Source organism: Phycisphaerae bacterium (assembly GCA_018003015.1).
GTDB lineage: Bacteria > Planctomycetota > Phycisphaerae > UBA1845 > PWPN01 > JAGNEZ01.
Map to the genome: position 1 here is coordinate 77,743 of JAGNEZ010000019.1, position 19,666 is coordinate 97,408.

A 19,666-nucleotide genomic window follows, 5' to 3' on the forward strand; every position below is an offset into this window, starting at 1 on the left:
GGTTTCACCAACGCCATCGTGCGCGTTTTTCTCGAATCCAATCTGTCGCTGATGCTCATTCTGCTGGCCACGATCACTGGCGTGGCCGCCTTGCTGATCACGCCGCGGGAGGAGGACCCGCAGATCGTCGTTCCGCTGGCGGACGTGTACGTCCACTGCCCCGGGTACGCGGCCGAGGACATCGAGCAGCTTGTCGCCACACCGCTGGAGAAGCTGCTCTTCCACATTGACGGCGTGGAATACGTCTACTCCATGTCCAAGGAAGGAATAGCGATCATCACCGTTCGCTACTATGTCGGCGAGGACCGCGAACGGAGCCTGGTCAAGCTGCACAAGAAGATCGACGAGAACCTCGACGCTGTCCCGCCGGGCGTCACCGGCTGGATCATCAAGCCGGTTGAGATCGACGACGTGCCGATCGTGACGTTGACGCTGACGGGGACCCGGACCCGGTCGCACATGCTCCGGCGTGTGGCCGAGGAAATGGTCGTGCGTCTGGCTGCGGTCGAAGGTGTCTCCCGGGCCTACGTCGTGGGAGGTGAGCCGCGGGTCGTCAGCGTGCGATTCGATCCCGATCGTCTACAGGCCTACAACGTGTCGCCGCTTGAGGTGCGGCAAGGGCTGCAGTTCGCCAACGTGAGCGTATCGGCGGGCGAGTTCGCGCTGAACGATCAGGTGGTCAGAGTGGACGCGGGCAAGGCGTTTTCCACTGCGGGGGAGCTTGAGGGACTCGTGGTGGGCGTCTCCGGCGACCGGCCGGTGTACCTGAAGGACGTGGCTGCGATTGAGGATGGTCCGGCCGAGGTCACCAGTTACGTTCGGCACGGCTGGGGTACCGCCCGGGCCTTCGAGTCTGACCATGACCAGCCGGGCACGCTGGTCGGTGTTACCGAGGGCACGACCCAAGTTGAACGCACTTCGGCGCCGGCCGTCACCATCGCCCTGGCCAAGAAGAAGGGAACCAACGCGGTCCAGGTGGCCCGGGCGGTGCTCGCGGCGAGTGAACGGCTGAGACAGGAGGTCGTGCCCGACGGCATCGATGTAGTCATCACCCGGAATGCGGGGCTGACCTCGAACGAGAAAGTCAACGAGTTGGTCGAAGCTCTAGGTGTAGCCATTCTGTTTGTTCTGGCGGTCCTGACACTGGGTCTCGGCTGGCGTGAGGCGTTGATTGTAGCCATGGCCGTGCCGGTTGTTTTTGGGCTGACCCTGCTGGTCAACCTGGTGGTCGGGTTCACCATCAACCGCGTGACGCTGTTTGCGTTGATTCTGTCGCTAGGCCTGCTGGTCGATGACCCGATCGTGGACGTGGAGAACATTGCCCGGCATTTCGGGCTGCGGCGTCGCGCGACCCGGCATATCGTCCTCGAGGCCGTGGCCGAGATCCGCCCTCCGCTGATCACCGCGACGCTGGCGGTGATTGTGTCCTTCCTGCCGATGTCGTTCATTACCGGGATGATGGGGCCGTACATGCGTCCCATGGCCCTGAACGTCCCGGTGGCCATGGCCATGTCCATGCTGGTGGCGTTCACCATCACGCCCTGGCTGACGTATCACCTTTTGCGGCGCAAGTACTCGGCACGTGGTGTGGAGGCCGTTCATCACGTTGACGCGGACGACCCTGAAGTCGTGAAGAGGACTTTTCTGTACCGTCTGTTTTACCCGCTGATGGCTCCATTGCTCCGCTCCCGAGGAGCCGCGTGGGCCTTTCTGCTGGTCATTGGCATTTTGACGGTGGTGGCCGCGGGACTAGCCGCCACCCGGCATGTTCCGCTGAAGATGCTGCCGTTCGACAACAAGAACGAGCTGCTACTGGTTCTCAATTTCGACAAGGGCACCACGCTCGAGCGGACCGACGCCACGGTGCGGCGGATGGAGGCGTTTCTGAGCGGTGTGCCGGAAGTCACGGACTATGTTTCCTACGTGGGGCTGGCCTCGCCGATGGACTTCAACGGGCTGGTCCGCCACTACTACCTCCGCCAGGGCAACGACGTGGCCGAGATCCGGGTGAATCTGGTGGGCAAGAAGAGCCGCCCGCAGAAGAGCCACGCGGTGGGTCTGCGTATCCGCAAGGAACTGACCCGGATTGCGGCCGACGGCCGCGCCCGGCTCAGCATCGTGGAGACGCCGCCCGGTCCGCCGGTCATTGCCTCGATCGTGGCGGAGATCTACGGTCGGCCCGACCATGGGTACGGGGATCTGGTGGATGCCGCCAAGACGGTGCGGGCCCGGATGGCCGCCGAGCCGGGGGTTGTCGATATCGACGACAGCGATGAAGCGAGCAGCCTGAAGCTGGTGTTTGATACCGACAAGGAGAAGGCGGCGATCAACGGCGTCTCGGTCGAGGACATTGCCGCGACGGTTCGGATGGGGCTAGCTGGCGAGTATGTCGGGACGGTTCGCGTTCCTGGCGAGCGGAACCCGTTGCAGATTGAGCTGCGTCTTCCGCGAGCGCTGCGTTCCAGCGATCTTGATCTGTCCCGACTGAACGTCATCGGTCGCCGCGGGAACCTGGTTCCGCTGGCGGAACTGGGACAGTGGCGTGAGGCCCGGGCCGACAAGACCATCTACCACAAGAACCTCCAGCGGGTGGCGTACGTTTTCGCCGAGACTGCCGGACGCCCGCCGGCCGACTGCGTGGTGGACATGCAGGCGGATCTGCTCAAGGACGGCCCGGGGCAGGGGCAAGAGGCGATGGACACCGGCCCGGCACGGAGGAACGAGGCGGGCAGTGGATGGGTGGCCGGATCGAGCGCCAGGCCGGTCGACGGGCGGACCTTCTTCACCAACGGGAGCGGGATCGCATGGTCACTGCCGCGTGGCATCCGTGTCGATTTCGCCGGCGAGGGCGAATGGAAGATCACGCTGGATGTCTTCCGCGACCTAGGCCTGGCCTTCGGAGCGGCGCTGGTCGGCATTTACATCCTGCTGGTCGGACAGACCCGGTCGTTTGTCATTCCCGTGGTGGTCATGATGGCCATTCCGTTGACCGTGCTCGGGATCATGCCCGGCTTCTGGCTGCTGAACGTTTTGACCGGGGGGCAAGTCGGAGGGTACGCCGATTCGGTCTTCTTCACCGCGACCGGTATGATCGGCATGATAGCCCTGGCAGGTATCGTCACGCGCGACTCGATCATTCTCGTGGATTTCATTCATCTGTCTCTGGCCCGCGGGCGTTCGCTGTTCGATGCAATCATGGAAAGCCGCGTCGTGCGTCTCCGCCCCATCCTGCTGACGACGGCCACCGCCATGCTGTCCGCCCTGCCGATCGCGATCGACCCCATCTTCTCCGGGCTTGCGTGGGCCTTGATCTTCGGCCTGCTCGCTTCGACGGTGTTCACCCTGTTCGTGATCCCGGTCACCTACTGGCTGGTCTACGAACGAAGGCCCGGACATGGACTGCCGATCTCCGAGGAGGATTGAATCGCATGGCCGATACCCGGAAGGACAGCGTGTTTGAAGAGCGCAGCGACCTGTATGACGCGCTGATCGACTGGCCCAAGCGGTTGGCATATGAGGCCCCCTTCTACCGGCGATGGTTTGGACATGTCGGAGCCAGGCGGGTGCTGGATGCGGCCTGCGGGACCGGCAGACATGCGGCCCTGTTCCATTCTTGGGGGCTGGAGGTGGAGGGGGCTGATCTGAGCGCGGGTATGGTCGAGTACTGCCGCCGGACTCACGGCCAGCCGACCGGGCTGAGCTGGACGGTGCGGTCATTTGCCGAGCGCGGCCCGGTCGGTCGTTTCGACGTTGCGGTCTGCGCCGGCAACTCGCTGCCCCTGGCCAACGACCGAGAGGTGATGGAACGAGCGGTGGCCGCCCTGATCGCGTCCGTCCGACCGGGGGGGATCTGCATCATCCACGTGCTCAACCTCTGGAGGTTTGCCGACGGGCCGACGACATGGCAGAAGTCGAAGCGTGTCCGGGACGATCACGGGGATCGCATCCTGCTGAAGGGCTTTCATCGCGTGGGGACACGAGCGTTCATCGACTTCGCCGAGTTGCGACTCGAACCTGGCGGCCGGATGGTCAGCCGGTTCGACGTCTCGAGCTTTGTCGGGCTGGAAGCCGAGGACCTGGCGGCCATGGTGGATCGATCGGGTGCTTCGCCGCTGCACCGGTTTGGCAGTTACGAAGAGACCTGCTACCAGCGGGAGACGAGCCCCGACCTGATTCTCGTGGCGGAAAGTCGGGGCTAGGGCCTTTGGCCGACGGCAGCCGGGGGCGATGCGGTTCGGGTGTTGGCCTACCTAGCCGGGGGTTTGGCGGGCACTGCGGGCTTCGGCGCGGGCGCGGTGGCCGTTTTCGCGGCCGGTCTCATTGCCGGTCTCGTCGCAGGCCTGAGCGTTGCGCCGGGCCTAGCCGGCTGAATGGCGGCCCCGCGCGTGGTTGCTCCTGCCGGGCGCGTGGCTGCCGGCCGGGTGGAGAGCATCCGCTCCAAGTCGACGAAGGAAGGTGCCGACGGCTTGATGGCGGAACCCACCTTGGCGGGCCTGCGCGGCGGCTGGACGCCCACCACGGGGTACTTCAGGAAGCTCTCGGCAATCGCCTCCTGGTACTTGGCGCCTGAGAAATACACCCGCATGTTGCGTTGGATCTGTTGCTCCTCGAACGGCCGATTGCCCGGCTTGCGGGCGGTCACGTGCAGGAGGTGGTAACCCAGTGGCGTCTCGATGATATCGCTGAACTGACCGACCTCGAGGGCGAAGGCGGCCTTGGCGATCATCTCGTGTACCATTCCGTGCCGGGTGAAGGCTCCCAGGCTGCCGTTCGGGTTTCTGAAGTCGCTCTCCGACACGCACTGATCCCAGGTACGTTTGCCGGCCAGGATGTCTTCGCGCATCTTGACGAGCCGGGACTTTTTCTCGGCCCGGACCGCGGGGGTGTCGGTGGGGGCAACGACGAGCATGATCTGGCGCGTATCCACGGTCGTGCCGTCGAAGTCGGTGGGATGATGATCATAGACCTTCTTGAGGGCCGCGGTATCCTCGCCGATGGTGTTGCCCTGGCGGATGAGCTCGGCGCGGGCCAGTTTGATCCGCAAGTCCTCGCGGTAGGCTTCGAAGGAGAATCCCTTCTCGGCAAAGCGCTTCTTGACCTCATCGAGGGTGGCGATCTTGGCGTTTTTCATTCGCCGCTCAATCTCGGCTTCGAGCTTGGCGGGCGGGATCAGTTCGGGATGGTCGGCCAGATAGAGCTCGAACAGCCTCTGCTCCAGGAGACGACGGACGATGGACATCGCCTGGGCATCGTACTGCTCGGGCCTGAGGAGCTGGACGGCGGCGGTGAAGTCCTCCTGGGTAACGACTGCCTTGTCGCCCACCCGAAAGAGGATGATCTCGGATTCAGGTTGGGTGGCGGGCGCCGTGGCGGGCGCACTTCCCGAGGGAGACGAGGTCGCCGCGGTCGGCATCGCGGCCACTGAAACAGACGCCCCGAAAGCCACTCCCACCAGCGCTGCCCGACGAGCTGTCATGAGTTTGGTCATCATCGCCTCGGATTCTCCTCAAGTATGGCGTTGAGCCACGGTCGGGGCGGCCGGTGTCGCGATCATCGCGAATACACGACCACCTCCCTCCCTCCCTCCCACCTCCCTCCCCTCCCACCTCCCTCCCTCCCTCCCCTCCCACCTCCCTCCATCTTCTTTCGGTCAGGCCGCGGGGCCGCCTGAAATACCGTCCCGCGGTTTGGCCTTGCCGAGCAACAGCCTCAGGTTATCGCGGTGACGGCAGACCACCAACACTGCGATGACGACGGCAAAGACGTAGAGGGGCCACAGTCGTTCGCCGGTGCCCCACTGGTCGCGACAGAGGCGAGCCGCGACTGCGAATATTATCGGAAATGCGACCGCTGCTGTCACGGACCCGACGGCCACGATGCCCGAGAGCTTGGTCACGACCGCCCACAGGGCAAACGCCAGCAAGCCGGGGAGGGTGAAGTGTGGGTAAACGGCGAGCATGGCTCCGAGGGAGGTAGCGACGCCCTTGCCTCCTCTGAAGCCGAGGTAGACGGGGAACATGTGGCCCAGAACGCCGGCGGCGGCCACCAACATCCACAGCAGGTAACCCTGGTACCCGGTGACGGCCGGATCCCAGGGCGCGCCGGGTCTGAGGAGACACCGGCCGGCCACCAGTACCGGGATGAAGCTCTTCAGGAAGTCGAGGGCAAAGACCAGCAGCCCGTACTTGCGGCCCAGCGTCCGGCCCACGTTGGTCGCCCCGATATTGCCGCTCCCCCGCGTGCGTACGTCGACGCCCCTGGCCAAGCCGACCAGCAAGCCAAACGGGATGGCCCCCAGCAGGTATGCCGCCGCCACGCACAGGACAGCAGCGATCGTGTCGCCCGACATCAGCGGTAACCTCCTTGCCTCAAATCGTGACCATCTTTAACCTCCTTATAGAGCTCGTAGACCTTTTGGGCATGAGCTCGCATGGTCACGTCCTCGACGACCCGCGGGGCGGCGGCGGCGCAAGCCCGGCGGTGGTCGTCATCGGCGAGCCGCATGATGGCCCCCGCCAGGGCGGCGACATCCATGGGCGAGTCGATCACATAGCCCTCTCGGCCGTCGGTCACCCGCTCGGCTGCCCCGTTGAAACGCGTGGTGATGACCGGCAAACCCGAGGCCAGGGCCTCCAGGACGACGCGGCTGCAGGGATCATAGAACGTGGGATGCACGAGGACGTCGGCGGCGTGGAAGAAAGCCTGTATCCGTTGGGTGGAACCGGCGAAGGTGATTCGATCGGCCACCCCCAGGCGCTGAGCCAGCTGGGCCGCCCCGCGCGGATTGTCACGGCCCACCACCAGGGTCCGCAGCCGCCGTCTGCCCAATGTTCCACCCACGCCGCCCTGCGACTCGATCCGGGCCACCGCTTCGATCAACCGGTCCACGCCCTTGAGCTTGAAGTTGTGGGCCACGCACAGCAGCATCAGCTCGTTGTCCGCCAAGTGGAATTGCCGGCGGAGTTCCGCCCGATGCTCGGCACGAACCGGCAGGGGTGTCTCGTCCCCATCCACGCCGTTGAAGATCTCACGGACCCGCGCGCGATCGAAGCCGTAGTGGCGGTGAAGCTGATCCGAGACATAACGAGAGATCGCGATGACCCATGGAGGTGGTCGACGGGTCAGGAGTTGCCGCTCCATGCGCGCGATCGCCCGATACTTGAGGTTCAGGCACTGCCCCGCCCTTTTTAGTCCCCGCGCCAGGGGGGCAGAGCGGATGGCCAGGTTACGCTCCAGCATCTCCGGGACCGTCCCGCCTCGGGGTTGATAGATGTCCGCGACCGCACAGGGCATGATGCTGTGGACAATATCGAAACTGCCTTCGCGAACCGTCTGGCTGACGCGGTGGGCAAATGCGATGGCTCTGGACCCGCGCAGGCGATGCAATGCACGAATCGGAACGACGGTCAGATCGGGAGTCGAGGGTGCGTGCGTGGTGGTCAGAATGTGCACCTCGGCGCCCAATTCGGCCAGATGCTGTGCAAACTGGAGCGTGGACGTCTCGGCTCCCCCTCGCCAGGTCTCGATTCGCTCGATGATCAGTGCGACTCTCATGAGCAGCGATCCGCGGTCAGACTGCGGCGGCCAGCCGGACTCGGCAGGCTCGTCTCTTGGCCAGCCCGGGAGCAGCCTCTTGCCCTTCTGTCGTTTTCCATCCTGTTCCTCACGCCCGTCGGTCTCGCCTCTCAAGTAACCCCACCGCGGCTCCACTCTCCGGCCAAGGGCGCGGGGTGCCGCCTGGCCATCCTGGCGACCTTGGCTGCCACCGGTCCGGCCAGCTCTCGGGCGGTCCCAAAGCGCGGGCAGGCCCGTGCATACCGGCAGAGAAACCGCAACCGCTCGAAAGGCCCGACCCGGTCGCTCGGCACCGAGAAGCTCAGGGCGGCCAGATCCTTGATCACCCACCGCCGGAACCGCCATTTTGGCCGGAACACGCGTTGGAGATCAATCAGCGTGAACCGTGGGCGACCGTCGCCACCTGGCTCGGCCTCCGCCTGGGCATCGAAGAAGATATGGCACAGGTACAGGTCCCGGTGAACAAAGCCCGCCCGATGGAAGCGGGCCACAAAGCACGCCAGTTGATCGGACAGGGTCCGTCGGCGCTGATGGTCGGTTTCGAAGGCGGCAGGAGCGAGATGTCGAGGCAGCCACCGCTCCAGGGAGTCGCCCCGGACCTCCGCCAAGACCACGAAGCTCCGCCGCTCCCAGGGGCCAGCCATCAGCTGGCCGTATCCCACGGCCGTAGCCGCCGACACCCCGGCCGCCGCCAAGGCTCGGGCATTCCCCCACTCCGTCCCGCCGGTGCTCGCCAGCCAATGTCCTTGGCGCCACCGCTCGAACTGGTGCCGCAGCGGCGGGTGGTCGAAGCGTTTGAGAAACAGGACCCCGGGGACGGCGGACGGTCCGACGTCCGATAACCTGATCCGCCACCGCTGCCGCCAGCTTTCAAGCGTCGCTTTGTCGAGTCGATCGCCGTCCTGCCAAGCGAACACCGCGGCGAGGTCGGTCAGTCCGTGCCGCGCCGCCAGCTGATCGTAACCGCAGTGCCATTCCACACGAGCGCCCATCCGCCGTTCACCTGTTGGGGTATTCCGGTCGGAACAGGCTATCGACCCTGCAGATGAGATGCAACGGGGCGTCCCCCGGAGCCCGTCAGTCAAGTTGGCGGGAGTCGGCGTGCACAAGGTAACCCCTCGGTGATAGAATACGCTTAGGAATGGAAGTCGAGGCTGAAGAGCCCCGACACGAGGGCCGCGCCGTTAACACCGTGGCTCGACGACCTGAGATAGTCAGGGTCGGCGAGGCGGAGTCAGCGTGGTCGCCGTATGTTCGGCTAGCGGAGCACAACCGAGGACGGGAGGAGGTCGGCGTCAACCCGCGATGGGGTTGCGTCCTTCATCCTCACCCGATTCGAACCGACTCCCCGTCAGAAAGGACCGCCATCGTGCCTGGCTCCAGGAACCTGCCGTGGACTGCACCGGCAACCGGGAGCAGGCTGACGCGTGTGCTTGAATCGAGGCATGGCGTCAGCCTTTCTCCGCCGGCATTCCTGGTGGTCTTCGCGTGGGTTGCGACCTGCGGCGTCCCGGTGCTGGTGGCCGGGGCGCCCGGTGAACCGGCCTGCCTGGCGGACTCAGTCGCACGGACGCAATCCGATATCCTTGGGGATGCGGTGATCAGGAGAACCGACGCGGGTGCGACCGGAACCGTTGACCCCGCCGCCCATCGTCTTCCCGATATCGTGTCGTACAGCATCGGTTACTGGGAGTGCTACGATCCGCGGGGCAATCCCTTCTGGGGCACGTGGTCCACGAGCAGCGATTTCTTTCGGCTGGATGTTGTTTTCAGCGGGCTGGTGAATCCTCCGGGGCCTTTGGCCTGCTGCGGGAACCCGGCTTTTGAGCCCTTCCTGTATGGTCCGCATCCCGTGCTGGGGTACATCGAGTTTGACATTGATGAGAATCCCGACACGGGCGGAGAACTGGATCGCCCGGAACTGCGTTACCTGGGCAACGTCGGCCGTTTTGGTGGTCTGCCCAGAGAGCCCTTCCTCTCCGTGCGGGCGGCCATCAGCGACGGTGCGTTCGACAGAGACATCGTCACGGCTCCCCTGGTGGACCGGAGCGGCGAGGAGTTTCACATCGAGCTTCAGAACTGGAATATCGAGAGCATCCTCCGAGCCGAAGCCAGTGATAGCGACCTGATTTTCGAGGCTGGGGAGACCTGGCGTCTCGTCGGGCGATTCCTCTCTCGAGCCCACGGGTACGAGCCCTACAGTGTGGCCTGCTGTCTCGGAAGACCGGGGAGCTACTGGCCGCGATCCCGCGCCCAGTTCGCCCACAGCATGGCGACCAACAGGACGACGGTGAGTCTGGTATACCCGCTGACCAACAACGGCTCGTCCCAGATGGGGGACGGCAAGCCCTGGCCGGAAGCCGACGATGGCGATCCGTCCAACCAGAACAGCATTCACGAAGCCCTGTCGGATCTGGTTTACAGCGTGGCGGTCGCCACTTCCTCCCAGCGCGAGCAGCCGGACTTTGCGATCATTGCCCCCTGGCAGGACCAGGATCCGGACGTGTACATGAACCCGATCTACTGGCGCGTAACCATTGTCGCGGGAACGAGTTACACTCTCTCATCACCCGGTTCCTGGTTTGTCTGGACGGACATTCACCCGAATGTGATCCCGGGTGACTTCGACGGCGACGGGCGGGTTACGCTTCTTGACGTGGCCAATCTGGGGAGTTTCGTCGTCGCGCGTGACGGTCAGCCGGGTTCGGATGCCGACGGGTCCACGAACGGGAAAGTGGTTTTGCCGCGATTCGGCACCAACTTTTCGGTTTATGATGTAGACTATGATGGATTGGTGGGCGCGGGGGATATTGCGGCCATCCCGGCGCTTCGCTACGCCCCCGGCGACCTGGACACCGACGGCGACGTCGATCTCGACGATTTCGGTCGTCTGCAGGCCTGCCTGAGCGGGAGAGGCATGAGGCCGCCGAATGAGGAGTGCGGTATCGCGGATCTCGACAAGGACGACGACGTCGATCATGATGATATGCTGCTGCTGGTTCCGTGTCTGAGCGGAGCCGGCATCTCCGCGAACCCGCTGTGTGGGCGTTGAGGGTAGACAGGTGCGGTTCAACCAGCGCATCCGGTGGCCCGGTGTTCGGCCGATCGCTCGGCGGCGATGGCGGACTGGGGCGTCGGGGGCGGGTTTCACGCTTATTGAGTTGATCGTGGTGGTAGGCATTATTGCCCTGATGCTCGGCATCGTGGCGGCCTCGATGGCGAGGGTGCGCAATTCGGCACAGGGTTTTGTCTGCAAGAACAAGCTGAAGACGATCGCGTTCGAGTTCATTCAGTTCGCCGACGACAATGCTCACCCCTGGCGCGGGGACAGCGACCAGGACGGGCGGCCGGGTTTTCGGATCGAGGACTTCCAGGAGCGGCTCTACGGGATAGATGAGTTCTGGAAGGCGCCGTCGGGGGCCTCTCAGTTTGCGTTTGGCTCGCCGACGGCCGTTGCGGACTACAAGCCCGAGGACCAGGCGATGATCTGCCCGTCGGGCCCGCAGGTTCTGTCTCGTCACGCGTTGCTGCCCTGCCAGGCCGAGGCGGTCAAGCCGCTGGAGAACGTGAGTGTGGGCTTCAACATGCGTCTCGCATGGGCGGCCGTGGAAGTCGGTGGCCGGCAGATTCTGCGTGAAGTGCGTTTGTCCAAGGGGATCATGAACCACCCATCAGTGCCGCTGGCGTTCGATGTGGACGGTGCCCTGGCCAAGGAGCGTGGGGTGCTCCCGTACTACTCGGCCCCGCCGGGCGGCGCGGACGACAAGTACGCCCTTGGGATGTTCTGGAATCCAGCCCTGCGTCACGCGGGGGCGCTGAATGCGGCCTTCATCGGGGGGCAGGTTCTTTCCTCATCCCGGCCCCAGACCCAAGGAGGGTGGGACTGGAAATACCAGCACCCCGTGCAGTAGCCTTCACCGTAAGAGCTGAACGTGGACCTCAGGTACAAATTCGGACTGCTGATTTTCATCTACGTCGTGTCGTTGTCTGCGAATTTTGGCATGTCTGCCTGGGGGATCGCGGTCTACTTTGACTCGGCCTTCCACGATTTCCAGTCCGAGGCCACCGAGGAGGAGCAGATCGGGCAGCTTCGGCAGCTTCTCCGACGGCAGCGGGAGTTGCTCGATGACGCCCGCGATCCGGCTGATCTGGCGAAGGAGTGCGAGGATCTCCAGTATCAGTTTTCCGAAGCGATGCTGCCGATCCTGAGCCGGCTGTCGGAGGACCCGGGGGATACGCGGGGGCAGGCCATCGAGTGGGCGTTGCAGGACCAGAAGACTGCCGCCCAGCAATTCCTGGCAAGACGGTCTTCCAGCCAGCCGGCCGGCGAGTTGTCGCCGGAGGAGGAGCAGGCGTTTGTGCAGCTGGATCTGCTGCTGCTGGAGACGAACGGCCTGTTCAGCCAGAAGCGGGAGCGTAACGTGGCCGAGGCTGCGCGTATCCAGGAGCAGGTGATGACCATCCTGGTCGTCAACACCGCGGTCGGCGGCGTGCTCTGTGCCGTGGGCGTGTTCTTCGTGCGGCGATGGGTCATGAACCCGATCGCCGATCTCCGCGAAGCCACCAAGCAGATCTCGCACGGCAACTTCGAGTACCGCATCCGTCCGAAGGCCAGCGACGAGCTGGGACGCCTGGCCGGCGAGGTGAACCAGATGAGCTCGACCATTATCGAGATGCAGACCAAGATGGTCGAGCAGGAACGGCTTGCCGCGGCCGGCGAGATGGTCACCCGGCTGGCCCACAACATCCGAAATCCCCTGGCCGGAATCCGGGGCCTGGCCGAAGCCACCATTCAGAGCCACCCCGATGACGAGCAGACCACCGAGTGCCAGAAGCGGATCATCAACACCGTGGATCGCTTCGAGAAATGGCTTCGCGACCTGCAGCAATCGGTATCACCGCTCGAACTCAACCTGCAGCCGGTTGCGATCGGCGAGGTGCTCAACAGCGTGGTGACCGCCCTGCGGCCGATGCTCGACCGCCGGGGCATCGACGTTCAGATCGAGGTGGACCGGAAGATGGGGCCGGTCCAGTTGGACAGCCTGCACTTCGAGCAGGCCCTGGTCAGCCTGGTCACCAACGCTGTCCAGGCCTCGGAGAAGGGGCAATCGGTACGGGTGGCCGCCGAACCGATTCCCGAGTCTCGCGGGCGATGGCGACTCACGGTCGAGGACCACGGCGTCGGGATACCCCACGAGCTTCACCACAAGATCTTCCTGCCCTATTTCACCACCAAGCCGGATGGCAACGGGATCGGGCTGGCCATGGCCAACAAGGTGGTGCGGCTTCACGGCGGTGAACTCAAGGTCCAGTCGGAACTCGGCAAGGGCAGCCGGTTTGACGCCCTGATGCCCGGGCTCATCTCGGAGAACTGAACTCGATGGCCAATGTTCTGGTGATCGATGACGAAGAGAACCTCAGCTACTCGCTGCAGCTGGCCCTGAAGCGTGCCGGCCACACCTGCCGCGTCGCCGACCGGATCGCCGCGGGCCTGGCAGAGTGCAATCGCCAGCTACCCGATCTCATCCTCCTGGACGTCCAGCTTCCGGACGGCAACGGCATCGACCTGATGGCCCGGCTCCGCCAGGAAGGCATGGACGTGCCGGTCATCGTCATCACCGCCTACGGCACGGTGGCATCGGCGGTGGCGGCCATGAAACAGGGGGCGGTGGATTTCATCCAGAAGCCGCTCTCCATGGAGGAGGTCTGCCTGGCGGTCGATCGATGCCTCGAGAATCGCCGGATCCGCAATCGCCTGGATGCCTTCCAGGAAGCTCAGCGCCGCGAGTCCGAGGATATCCGGATTGTCGGCCAGTGCCCGGAGATCGTCCAGGTGCTCTCCATCGCCCAGCGCATTGCGGCCCTGCCGGCCGACCCGGGCGGCGGGCTGGTCACCACGCTCATCCTGGGCGAGACCGGCACCGGCAAGGGCGTCGTGGCCCGCTACATTCACCACCACTGCCTGCGGCCGGACCGCCCTTTCGTCCAGGTGAACTGCACCGCCATCCCCGAGAACCTCTTCGAAGCCGAGCTCTTCGGCCACGAGAAGGGCAGTTTCACGGACGCGAAGGCGACCCGCAAGGGCCTGTTCGAGACCGCCCACGAAGGCACGTTGTTCCTCGACGAGATCGGCGACATGCCCAGCTCGACTCAAGCCAAGCTGCTGGTCGCGATCGAGAGCGGGCGATACCGGCGACTGGGCGCGGCCGCCGAGCGATCGGCCGATGTGCGTATCATCGCCGCCACCAACAGCGACCTTCAGCGCAGGGTGGAGGAACGAGCGTTCCGGGCCGACCTGTTCTTCCGCCTCAAGGTTTTTGCCATCGAGCTACCCCCGTTACGGGCCCGCGGCGATGACCTGTTTCTGCTCACCGAGCACTTCCTGGGCACCTTCTGCCGCAACCTGCATAAGAGAGTCCCGGCCGTGCCCCTCCGAACCCGGGAGGTCATGCGCCGGTACCCCTGGCCGGGCAACGTGCGAGAATTGGCCAACGTCCTCCAGCGAGCGGTGCTGATCAACGATTCCGACCAGCTGGAACCTGCCATGCTGGGGCTGGAAGGAGCGAGCGTCGCCGCGACGCCACCGGTCGGCAGCACCCAGTTCGATTTTGCCCGTGAGGACTGCACCCTGTCCGGTGTCGAGCGGAAGCTGCTCCAGGCGGCCCTGGAGTTCACCAAGGGCAACGTGTCGGAAACTGCCCGGCTTCTCGGCCTGACCCGGGGGGGGCTGCGACACAAGATGGAGAAACTGGGCCTGTGATGCAGGGGTCGGGGCGGGGGGGTGGCCGGAAAAAGCTTGCACTCCGCAATCCGGGCGTCTATTCTGAACATAGCGCATGGCATGGCCCAGGCGGCCAGCTCGCCATGCCAGACGGCAGGGCCGACTGGCGACGCTCGCCGACATGTCTGGTTCTGTCCGTCAAGGATGCGGGCCGTTCGATGCTGCTGGGGGGCGAAGGGCCGAAGACCCGGCAGCACCTCTGAAAAGGAGGAGCCCGTGGTCGGATCATCCGCCATTGCGATGACTTCTGCGCTCGCGACGGGGTGCCGCGGACCCCGCGAGACTGCCCCCCTTCATGCTGAGCCTATCCACGAGCCCGGACGGGTGCGTTCCTGTCGTCGCGTTGTGACGGGGCCCGGCCGCGTGCCATTTAGTCGATCCGGAAGGAAGAGAGGATGATCCATGTCGAGTATGATTCGAGCGACCGTGCTGGCCGTGACCGCATACGTTCTGGCCGCCGGGCCGGTTTTCGCCGCGGGATGGTCGCGAAACTACGATGACGGCACCACGCAGGGCCTGTTTGAGTTCGATGCCGCGTTGGTCATGCAGGGCGTCGATGAGTTCAGGGTATCGGTGGTCAACGGCAGCCTGCGGATGGGCTTCGCCAACCTGCCGACCGCGACCCCGGACAACGATTCGGGCCTGATGCTGGATCCCATGCAGGTCCTGGGCGACACCAGCGGTCTGATGCTCATCAAGTGGTCGACCAACCCGCGTTTTGCGGCCACGCCCACCAGCTCGGAGATGAACGCCGGCTGGGTGTTGCGTTTGAACACCAACACGCTCAGCGGTTACGTCTTCGTCATTGACGACCGAGGCTATCTGCAGATCCAGAAACTGCTGGGCGGCGAGGTATTCGATCCTTGTCCGGACAGCAACGTGAGGCTGGGGCTTGACCCCTCGAAGGACTGGTGGCTGCGGGCGGAGGTATTGAATGTGGCCGGCGGGGTGCAGTTGCGGGCCAGAGCCTGGGTCGCGGACACGGCGGAGCCGGTTGAATGGCAGGCCACGTGCCTCGACACCGAGCCGCCCTTGTTTGCCGCGGGGGTCGCCTCCTTGGTGGCCAATGAGGACAGCGCCGACGTTGAGAACTGGGTGGACGTGGACGACACCACGGTCGGGCCGCTGCCCGAACTGATCTGCTACAACCAGGCCGATGACGACGGGGACGGGCTGATGGATTGCGCCGATCCGGACTGCGCCGGTGCGGCGGCCTGCACCTGCAGCGATCCGTTCGCGGATATCGACCGCGACGGCGACGTGGACCAGGCCGATTTCGGCTTCTGGCAGCTCTGCTACACTGCCACCATCGCGGAGCAGTTCGATGTCGGCCGGTGCGATTGCCTGGACCGCGACGACACCAACACCGACGGCTTCTTCAGCCCGGATCTGGATGGCAACAATCTCATCGACTCCTCCGACTTCGACGCCTTCGTCCAGTGCTTCAGCGGCCCGACCATTGCGGCGCCCAAGACCTGCGACGACTGATCTGATCACCGCCGTGGCATGTGACGGGCAGGAGTGCCCAGGCGACAAGGAGACCTGGGCACTCGGGGAAGCCCGAGTGCTCTGACCAGAATGCCCGGCCGGGCACGCCCGGGGCACCTCGTGAACCACCCCTACTTGTCTTTTTTCGTCTTGCGGCCGCCGTCGCCGATTTCACCAGGCCCGTACTCCAATCCGCCACGATCTGCGGGACTCCGCCAGAATCAGAGACTCGAAGGGCACGTCGATCGCGCCTCCGGTGGAAACCGCCCCTGACCCTGGCTGGTCGACGAGAGGGCTTGGGAGGCGCGGGTCCCCGGTGTGCACTTCGCGGCTCCGGGCTGGGTCGCGCAACGCCGTTGACCCTGGAGAGCGTCGTGGTCTCCGAGCTCGGAACGTCGGGATGATCCCGTGCATCGGCTGACGGTTTCTCACCTGCGGAGTTCATGTCCGGGAAGAGGGGGCGCATTTCTCACCCGGCCCGGCGCGATCGGAGCCGCAGGCGAACGGACTTCTTGAAAAAGCCCATCTGCGACCTACAATCCCCTGCATCGGCGTCCGGGATGGGCGGCATGCGAGCGAGATGGACACATGAAAGCCGCAGCACTCGCGTTTGGGTCGTTCGCACCGGTGGCCATCCTCCTGCTCATCGTGGCGGGGATGGCCGTCGGCATCCTCGTCGTGACGCACCTGATCGGCCCGAAGCGCAGTGGCCCGGTCAAGAACGAGACCTACGAATCGGGCATGCCGCTGGTGGCCGACGCCCGCGGGCGGTTCAATGTCCGCTTCTACCTGGTCGCGATCCTGTTTCTCCTGTTCGATATCGAGATCGTTTTCCTGTGGTTGTGGGCGCCCCTGTTCAAGGATGTGGCCCGAGGGCCGGAGTCGTCGGCCGTCGGCCAGTTGATCCGTGATGGGCAGCCGTTCTTGACCAAGGGCTTCATGCTGGCCGAGATGGGCCTATTTGTAGCCATCCTCGCGGCGGGTTTTGCCTATGCCTGGCGCAAGGGGGTGTTCCGATGGAGCTGAACACTCTGCAACAGGGCCGGGCGAACCATGTCATGACCGCCAGCGACGTGGTGACCACGCGGCTGGACTTCGTCGTCGATCTGATCCGCAGGAACACAGTCAACTGGAGCCGGAAGAACTCGCTGTGGCCTCTGCCGTTCGCGACCGCCTGCTGTGGGATCGAGTTCATGGCGACGGCCGCCAGCCGCTACGACATCGCCCGGTTCGGGGCCGAGGTGGCCCGGTTCAGCCCGCGGCAAGCGGACCTGCTGGTCTGCGCCGGGCGGGTGGCGATCAAGATGATGCCCGTTCTGCAGCGGCTGTACCTGCAGATGTGCGAGCCCAAATGGGTGATCAGCATGGGGGCGTGCGCCAGTAGCGGGGGCGTGTTTGACACCTACGCGGTCGTCCAGGGCGTCGATCAGTTCATCCCCGTTGATGTCTACGTGCCCGGCTGTCCGCCGCGGCCGGAGACGCTGATCGAAGGCATCATGATGATCCAGGAGATCGTCGATCAGGATGGGGTGCGGAGCAGCCGGGAACGGGGAAAGGGACTGGGGCTTGTGGTTGAAGGCGGACCGCGGGAAGCCGAGCGGCTCTATCAGGTGAACACCGGCGTCCCGGGGCGTAACGCTGGGCGATGAAGAATGGAGAATGGTGCGTTGAGAGAGACCCTGTCCGATCCTCGTACCCGCAGGGCTTTGCGATTGGCGTTCCGCCATGGTCTTTCCATCCAGGGCCGTCACCGATCACCGGGGTCCGGGGGAACGGGACTCGGTGAATCCTGTTCGACGGCGGAATGGGGTTCTCTAGAGGTATAAGACGGTATGGACGCCGACGTCATCCAGGCACTCCGCGAACGCTTTCCGGAGCTCGACTTCCGGGCCGGTCCTCTGCTGCCCGCCGGTGGCGGCGGTCTGCAGCAGATCTGCATTCGGGTCGAAGCCGCCCGCCTTCTGGAGGTTCTGGAGTTCCTGCGGGATGATCCGCGTACCCGCTTCGACCAGCTTGCCGACCTGGCGGGGATCGACTACCTGGACTACCCCGAGGCCGGGGATCGCTACGCAGTGGTCTTCGCCCTGCTCTCGGTGCCGCACGGCCACCGGCTGTGGGTCAAGTGCTTCGCCAATGATCCCGACCCGCGGCTGCCCTCGGTCTGCCCGATCTGGAAGGGGGCGGAATGGCCGGAGCGCGAGGTCTACGACCTGTTCGGGATCCGGTTCGACGGGCATCCCGATCTGCGGCGGATCCTGACCTGGGACGGCTTCGCGGCCCACCCGTTGCGCAAGGACTACCCGCTCCGCGGCCGCGGCGAGCGAACGAGCTTCGAAGAGGTCACCCGGGAGAGCGCCTGAAATGCCGCCACGGTGCCACACGAGGAGTGCCGCATGAGTTCGCCGGCCACGCTGACCGCACCCGAGCCCAGCAGGTTTGCCCCGGAACACCCGGGTGGCGACGTCTGGGTGCTCAACTTCGGGCCGCAGCACCCGGCCACGCACACCACCTTCCGGTTGGTGCTCGAACTCGACGGCGAGACGGTGCTGGCCTGCACGCCCCACATCGGCTACCTGCACAGCGGTTTCGAGAAACTCGGGGAGCACCTGGACTACAACCAGTACGTCACCATCACCGACCGGATGAACTACGTCAGTCCGATGGCCAACAACATCGCTTGGCACGCGGCCTGCGAACGGCTGTTCGGCGTCGAGATCACCCCGCGGTGCAAGGCCATCCGCACGATCATCGCCGAGCTGGCCCGCATCCAGGACCACCTGCTGTGCATCGGGGCCGGGGCTCTCGACCTGGGCGGACTGACCGCCTTCCTCTACGGCTTCAACGAGCGCGAAGCCATCAATGACCTCTTCGAAGAAGTCTGCGGAGCTCGCTTCACCACCAGCTACACCCGGGTCGGTGGGCTGAGCATGGACATCAGCGCCGAATGGCCCGGGCACGTGAGGTCCTTCATCCGGGCCCTGCCCCGAACCCTGGACGACATCGACGCCCTGCTGACCCGCAACCGCATCTTCATGGAGCGGACCCGCGGGATCGGCTACCTCGGCCGGGGGGACGCGATCGCCTGGAGTGTCACCGGCCCGCTGGCCCGGGCGTCCGGCGTGCCCCGCGACCTGCGCAAGGACGAGCCCTACCTGTGCTACGCGGACAACTGGGATGGCCGGGGCTCCCCTGGCGTGCCGTTCAAGGTCCCGGTGTGCGCCCTGGGCGACGTCTACGGCCGATACCTGGTGCGGCTGGAGGAGATGCGCCAGTCCCTGGCCATCATCGAGACCCTGATCGACAACCTGCCGGCCGGCCCGGTGAACGTGAGCCCCGAGAGCAAGATGGTGTTGCCCGACAAGCGGGAAGTCTACTTCTCGATCGAAGGGCTGATCCATCATTTCGAAGGGATCATGACCAGCCGGGGATTTCACCCGCCGATCGGCGAGGTCTACGCCGCCCAGGAGACGGCCAACGGCGAGTTGGGCTTCTACCTGGCCAGCGACGGCGGACGATGCCCCTACCGGGCCCGGTGCCGGCCGCCGAGTTTCTACAACTACCAGTGCTTCCCCAAACTGATCGTCGGGCACCAGATCAGCGACGTGGTCGCAGTCCTGGGCAGTCTGAACGTCATCGCGGCGGAGCTGGACCGGTGAGTCCCCGGCGTTGCACCGAGCAACGTCGCGGAATTGAGTAGGGTGTAACTCGCCTTCCGCTATGCAACTTTCCTATGTTCCCGGCGCACGAGCGGCCGGTACGGGTATAGTCTGCGACGTTCCTCGATGATGCGATGCTTCTGGAACGCATCCCAGTCACCGTTGA

At 65.0% G+C, this 19,666-nt stretch carries 15 protein-coding genes; 11 read left to right on the plus strand and 4 right to left on the minus strand.

Annotated features, from left to right (window positions below; genetic code table 11):
* Positions 1-51 precede the first annotated feature (51 nt).
* Together KA354_10825 and KA354_10830 are read left to right on the plus strand one after the other, a co-directional pair.
* Positions 52-3,423, plus strand: a complete 3,372-nt coding sequence (locus KA354_10825; protein MBP7935129.1) for an efflux RND transporter permease subunit — start codon at positions 52-54, stop codon at positions 3,421-3,423.
* A 5-nt stretch (positions 3,424-3,428) separates the two neighbouring features.
* Positions 3,429-4,199 carry a class I SAM-dependent methyltransferase gene (locus KA354_10830; protein ID MBP7935130.1) on the plus strand — a complete coding sequence of 257 codons (771 nt, stop codon included), beginning with the start codon at positions 3,429-3,431 and terminating at the stop codon, positions 4,197-4,199.
* A gap of 47 nt (positions 4,200-4,246) precedes the next feature.
* On the opposite strand, the gene KA354_10835 is transcribed toward KA354_10830, so the two are convergent.
* The 4 genes from KA354_10835 to KA354_10850 form a co-directional block, all read right to left on the minus strand.
* Positions 4,247-5,491, minus strand: coding sequence for a peptidyl-prolyl cis-trans isomerase (locus KA354_10835; protein ID MBP7935131.1), 1,245 nt, complete (start codon positions 5,489-5,491; stop codon positions 4,247-4,249).
* Positions 5,492-5,650: 159 nt separating this feature from the next.
* Positions 5,651-6,349 (minus strand): glycerol-3-phosphate 1-O-acyltransferase PlsY, encoded by a 699-nt coding sequence (gene plsY / locus KA354_10840; GenBank protein MBP7935132.1) that lies wholly within the window; start codon positions 6,347-6,349, stop codon positions 5,651-5,653.
* Entirely contained in the window at positions 6,349-7,554 is a 1,206-nt protein-coding gene (locus KA354_10845) for a glycosyltransferase family 4 protein (protein ID MBP7935133.1), read from the minus strand. The genes plsY and KA354_10845 overlap by 1 nt, the downstream gene beginning before the upstream one ends.
* A gap of 131 nt (positions 7,555-7,685) precedes the next feature.
* On the minus strand, positions 7,686-8,567 hold the full coding sequence (locus tag KA354_10850) for a hypothetical protein (GenBank protein MBP7935134.1): 882 nt from the start codon (positions 8,565-8,567) through the stop codon (positions 7,686-7,688).
* Positions 8,568-8,944: 377 nt separating this feature from the next.
* Between KA354_10850 and KA354_10855 the strand changes: the two genes are divergently transcribed.
* From KA354_10855 to KA354_10895, 9 genes are all read left to right on the plus strand, one after another.
* Positions 8,945-10,627, plus strand: a complete 1,683-nt coding sequence (locus KA354_10855) for a hypothetical protein (protein MBP7935135.1) — start codon at positions 8,945-8,947, stop codon at positions 10,625-10,627.
* A gap of 10 nt (positions 10,628-10,637) precedes the next feature.
* On the plus strand, positions 10,638-11,486 hold the full coding sequence (locus KA354_10860) for a type II secretion system protein (GenBank protein ID MBP7935136.1): 849 nt from the start codon (positions 10,638-10,640) through the stop codon (positions 11,484-11,486).
* A 21-nt stretch (positions 11,487-11,507) separates the two neighbouring features.
* Positions 11,508-12,950: a HAMP domain-containing histidine kinase gene (locus KA354_10865; GenBank protein MBP7935137.1), complete on the plus strand. Its 1,443-nt coding sequence runs from the start codon at positions 11,508-11,510 to the stop codon at positions 12,948-12,950.
* Between the two features lie 5 nt (positions 12,951-12,955).
* On the plus strand, positions 12,956-14,335 hold the full coding sequence (locus KA354_10870) for a sigma-54-dependent Fis family transcriptional regulator (GenBank protein ID MBP7935138.1): 1,380 nt from the start codon (positions 12,956-12,958) through the stop codon (positions 14,333-14,335).
* Between the two features lie 423 nt (positions 14,336-14,758).
* Positions 14,759-15,844, plus strand: a complete 1,086-nt coding sequence (locus KA354_10875; GenBank protein ID MBP7935139.1) for a hypothetical protein — start codon at positions 14,759-14,761, stop codon at positions 15,842-15,844.
* A 588-nt stretch (positions 15,845-16,432) separates the two neighbouring features.
* Positions 16,433-16,870, plus strand: coding sequence for an NADH-quinone oxidoreductase subunit A (locus KA354_10880; GenBank protein MBP7935140.1), 438 nt, complete (start codon positions 16,433-16,435; stop codon positions 16,868-16,870).
* A gap of 32 nt (positions 16,871-16,902) precedes the next feature.
* Positions 16,903-17,493, plus strand: a complete 591-nt coding sequence (locus KA354_10885; GenBank protein ID MBP7935141.1) for an NADH-quinone oxidoreductase subunit B — start codon at positions 16,903-16,905, stop codon at positions 17,491-17,493.
* 183 nt (positions 17,494-17,676) lie between these two features.
* Positions 17,677-18,204, plus strand: coding sequence for an NADH-quinone oxidoreductase subunit C (locus KA354_10890; protein ID MBP7935142.1), 528 nt, complete (start codon positions 17,677-17,679; stop codon positions 18,202-18,204).
* Positions 18,205-18,237: 33 nt separating this feature from the next.
* A complete protein-coding gene (locus tag KA354_10895) occupies positions 18,238-19,500 on the plus strand; it encodes an NADH-quinone oxidoreductase subunit D (GenBank protein MBP7935143.1) in 1,263 nt (420 codons plus the stop codon).
* Positions 19,501-19,666 lie beyond the last annotated feature (166 nt).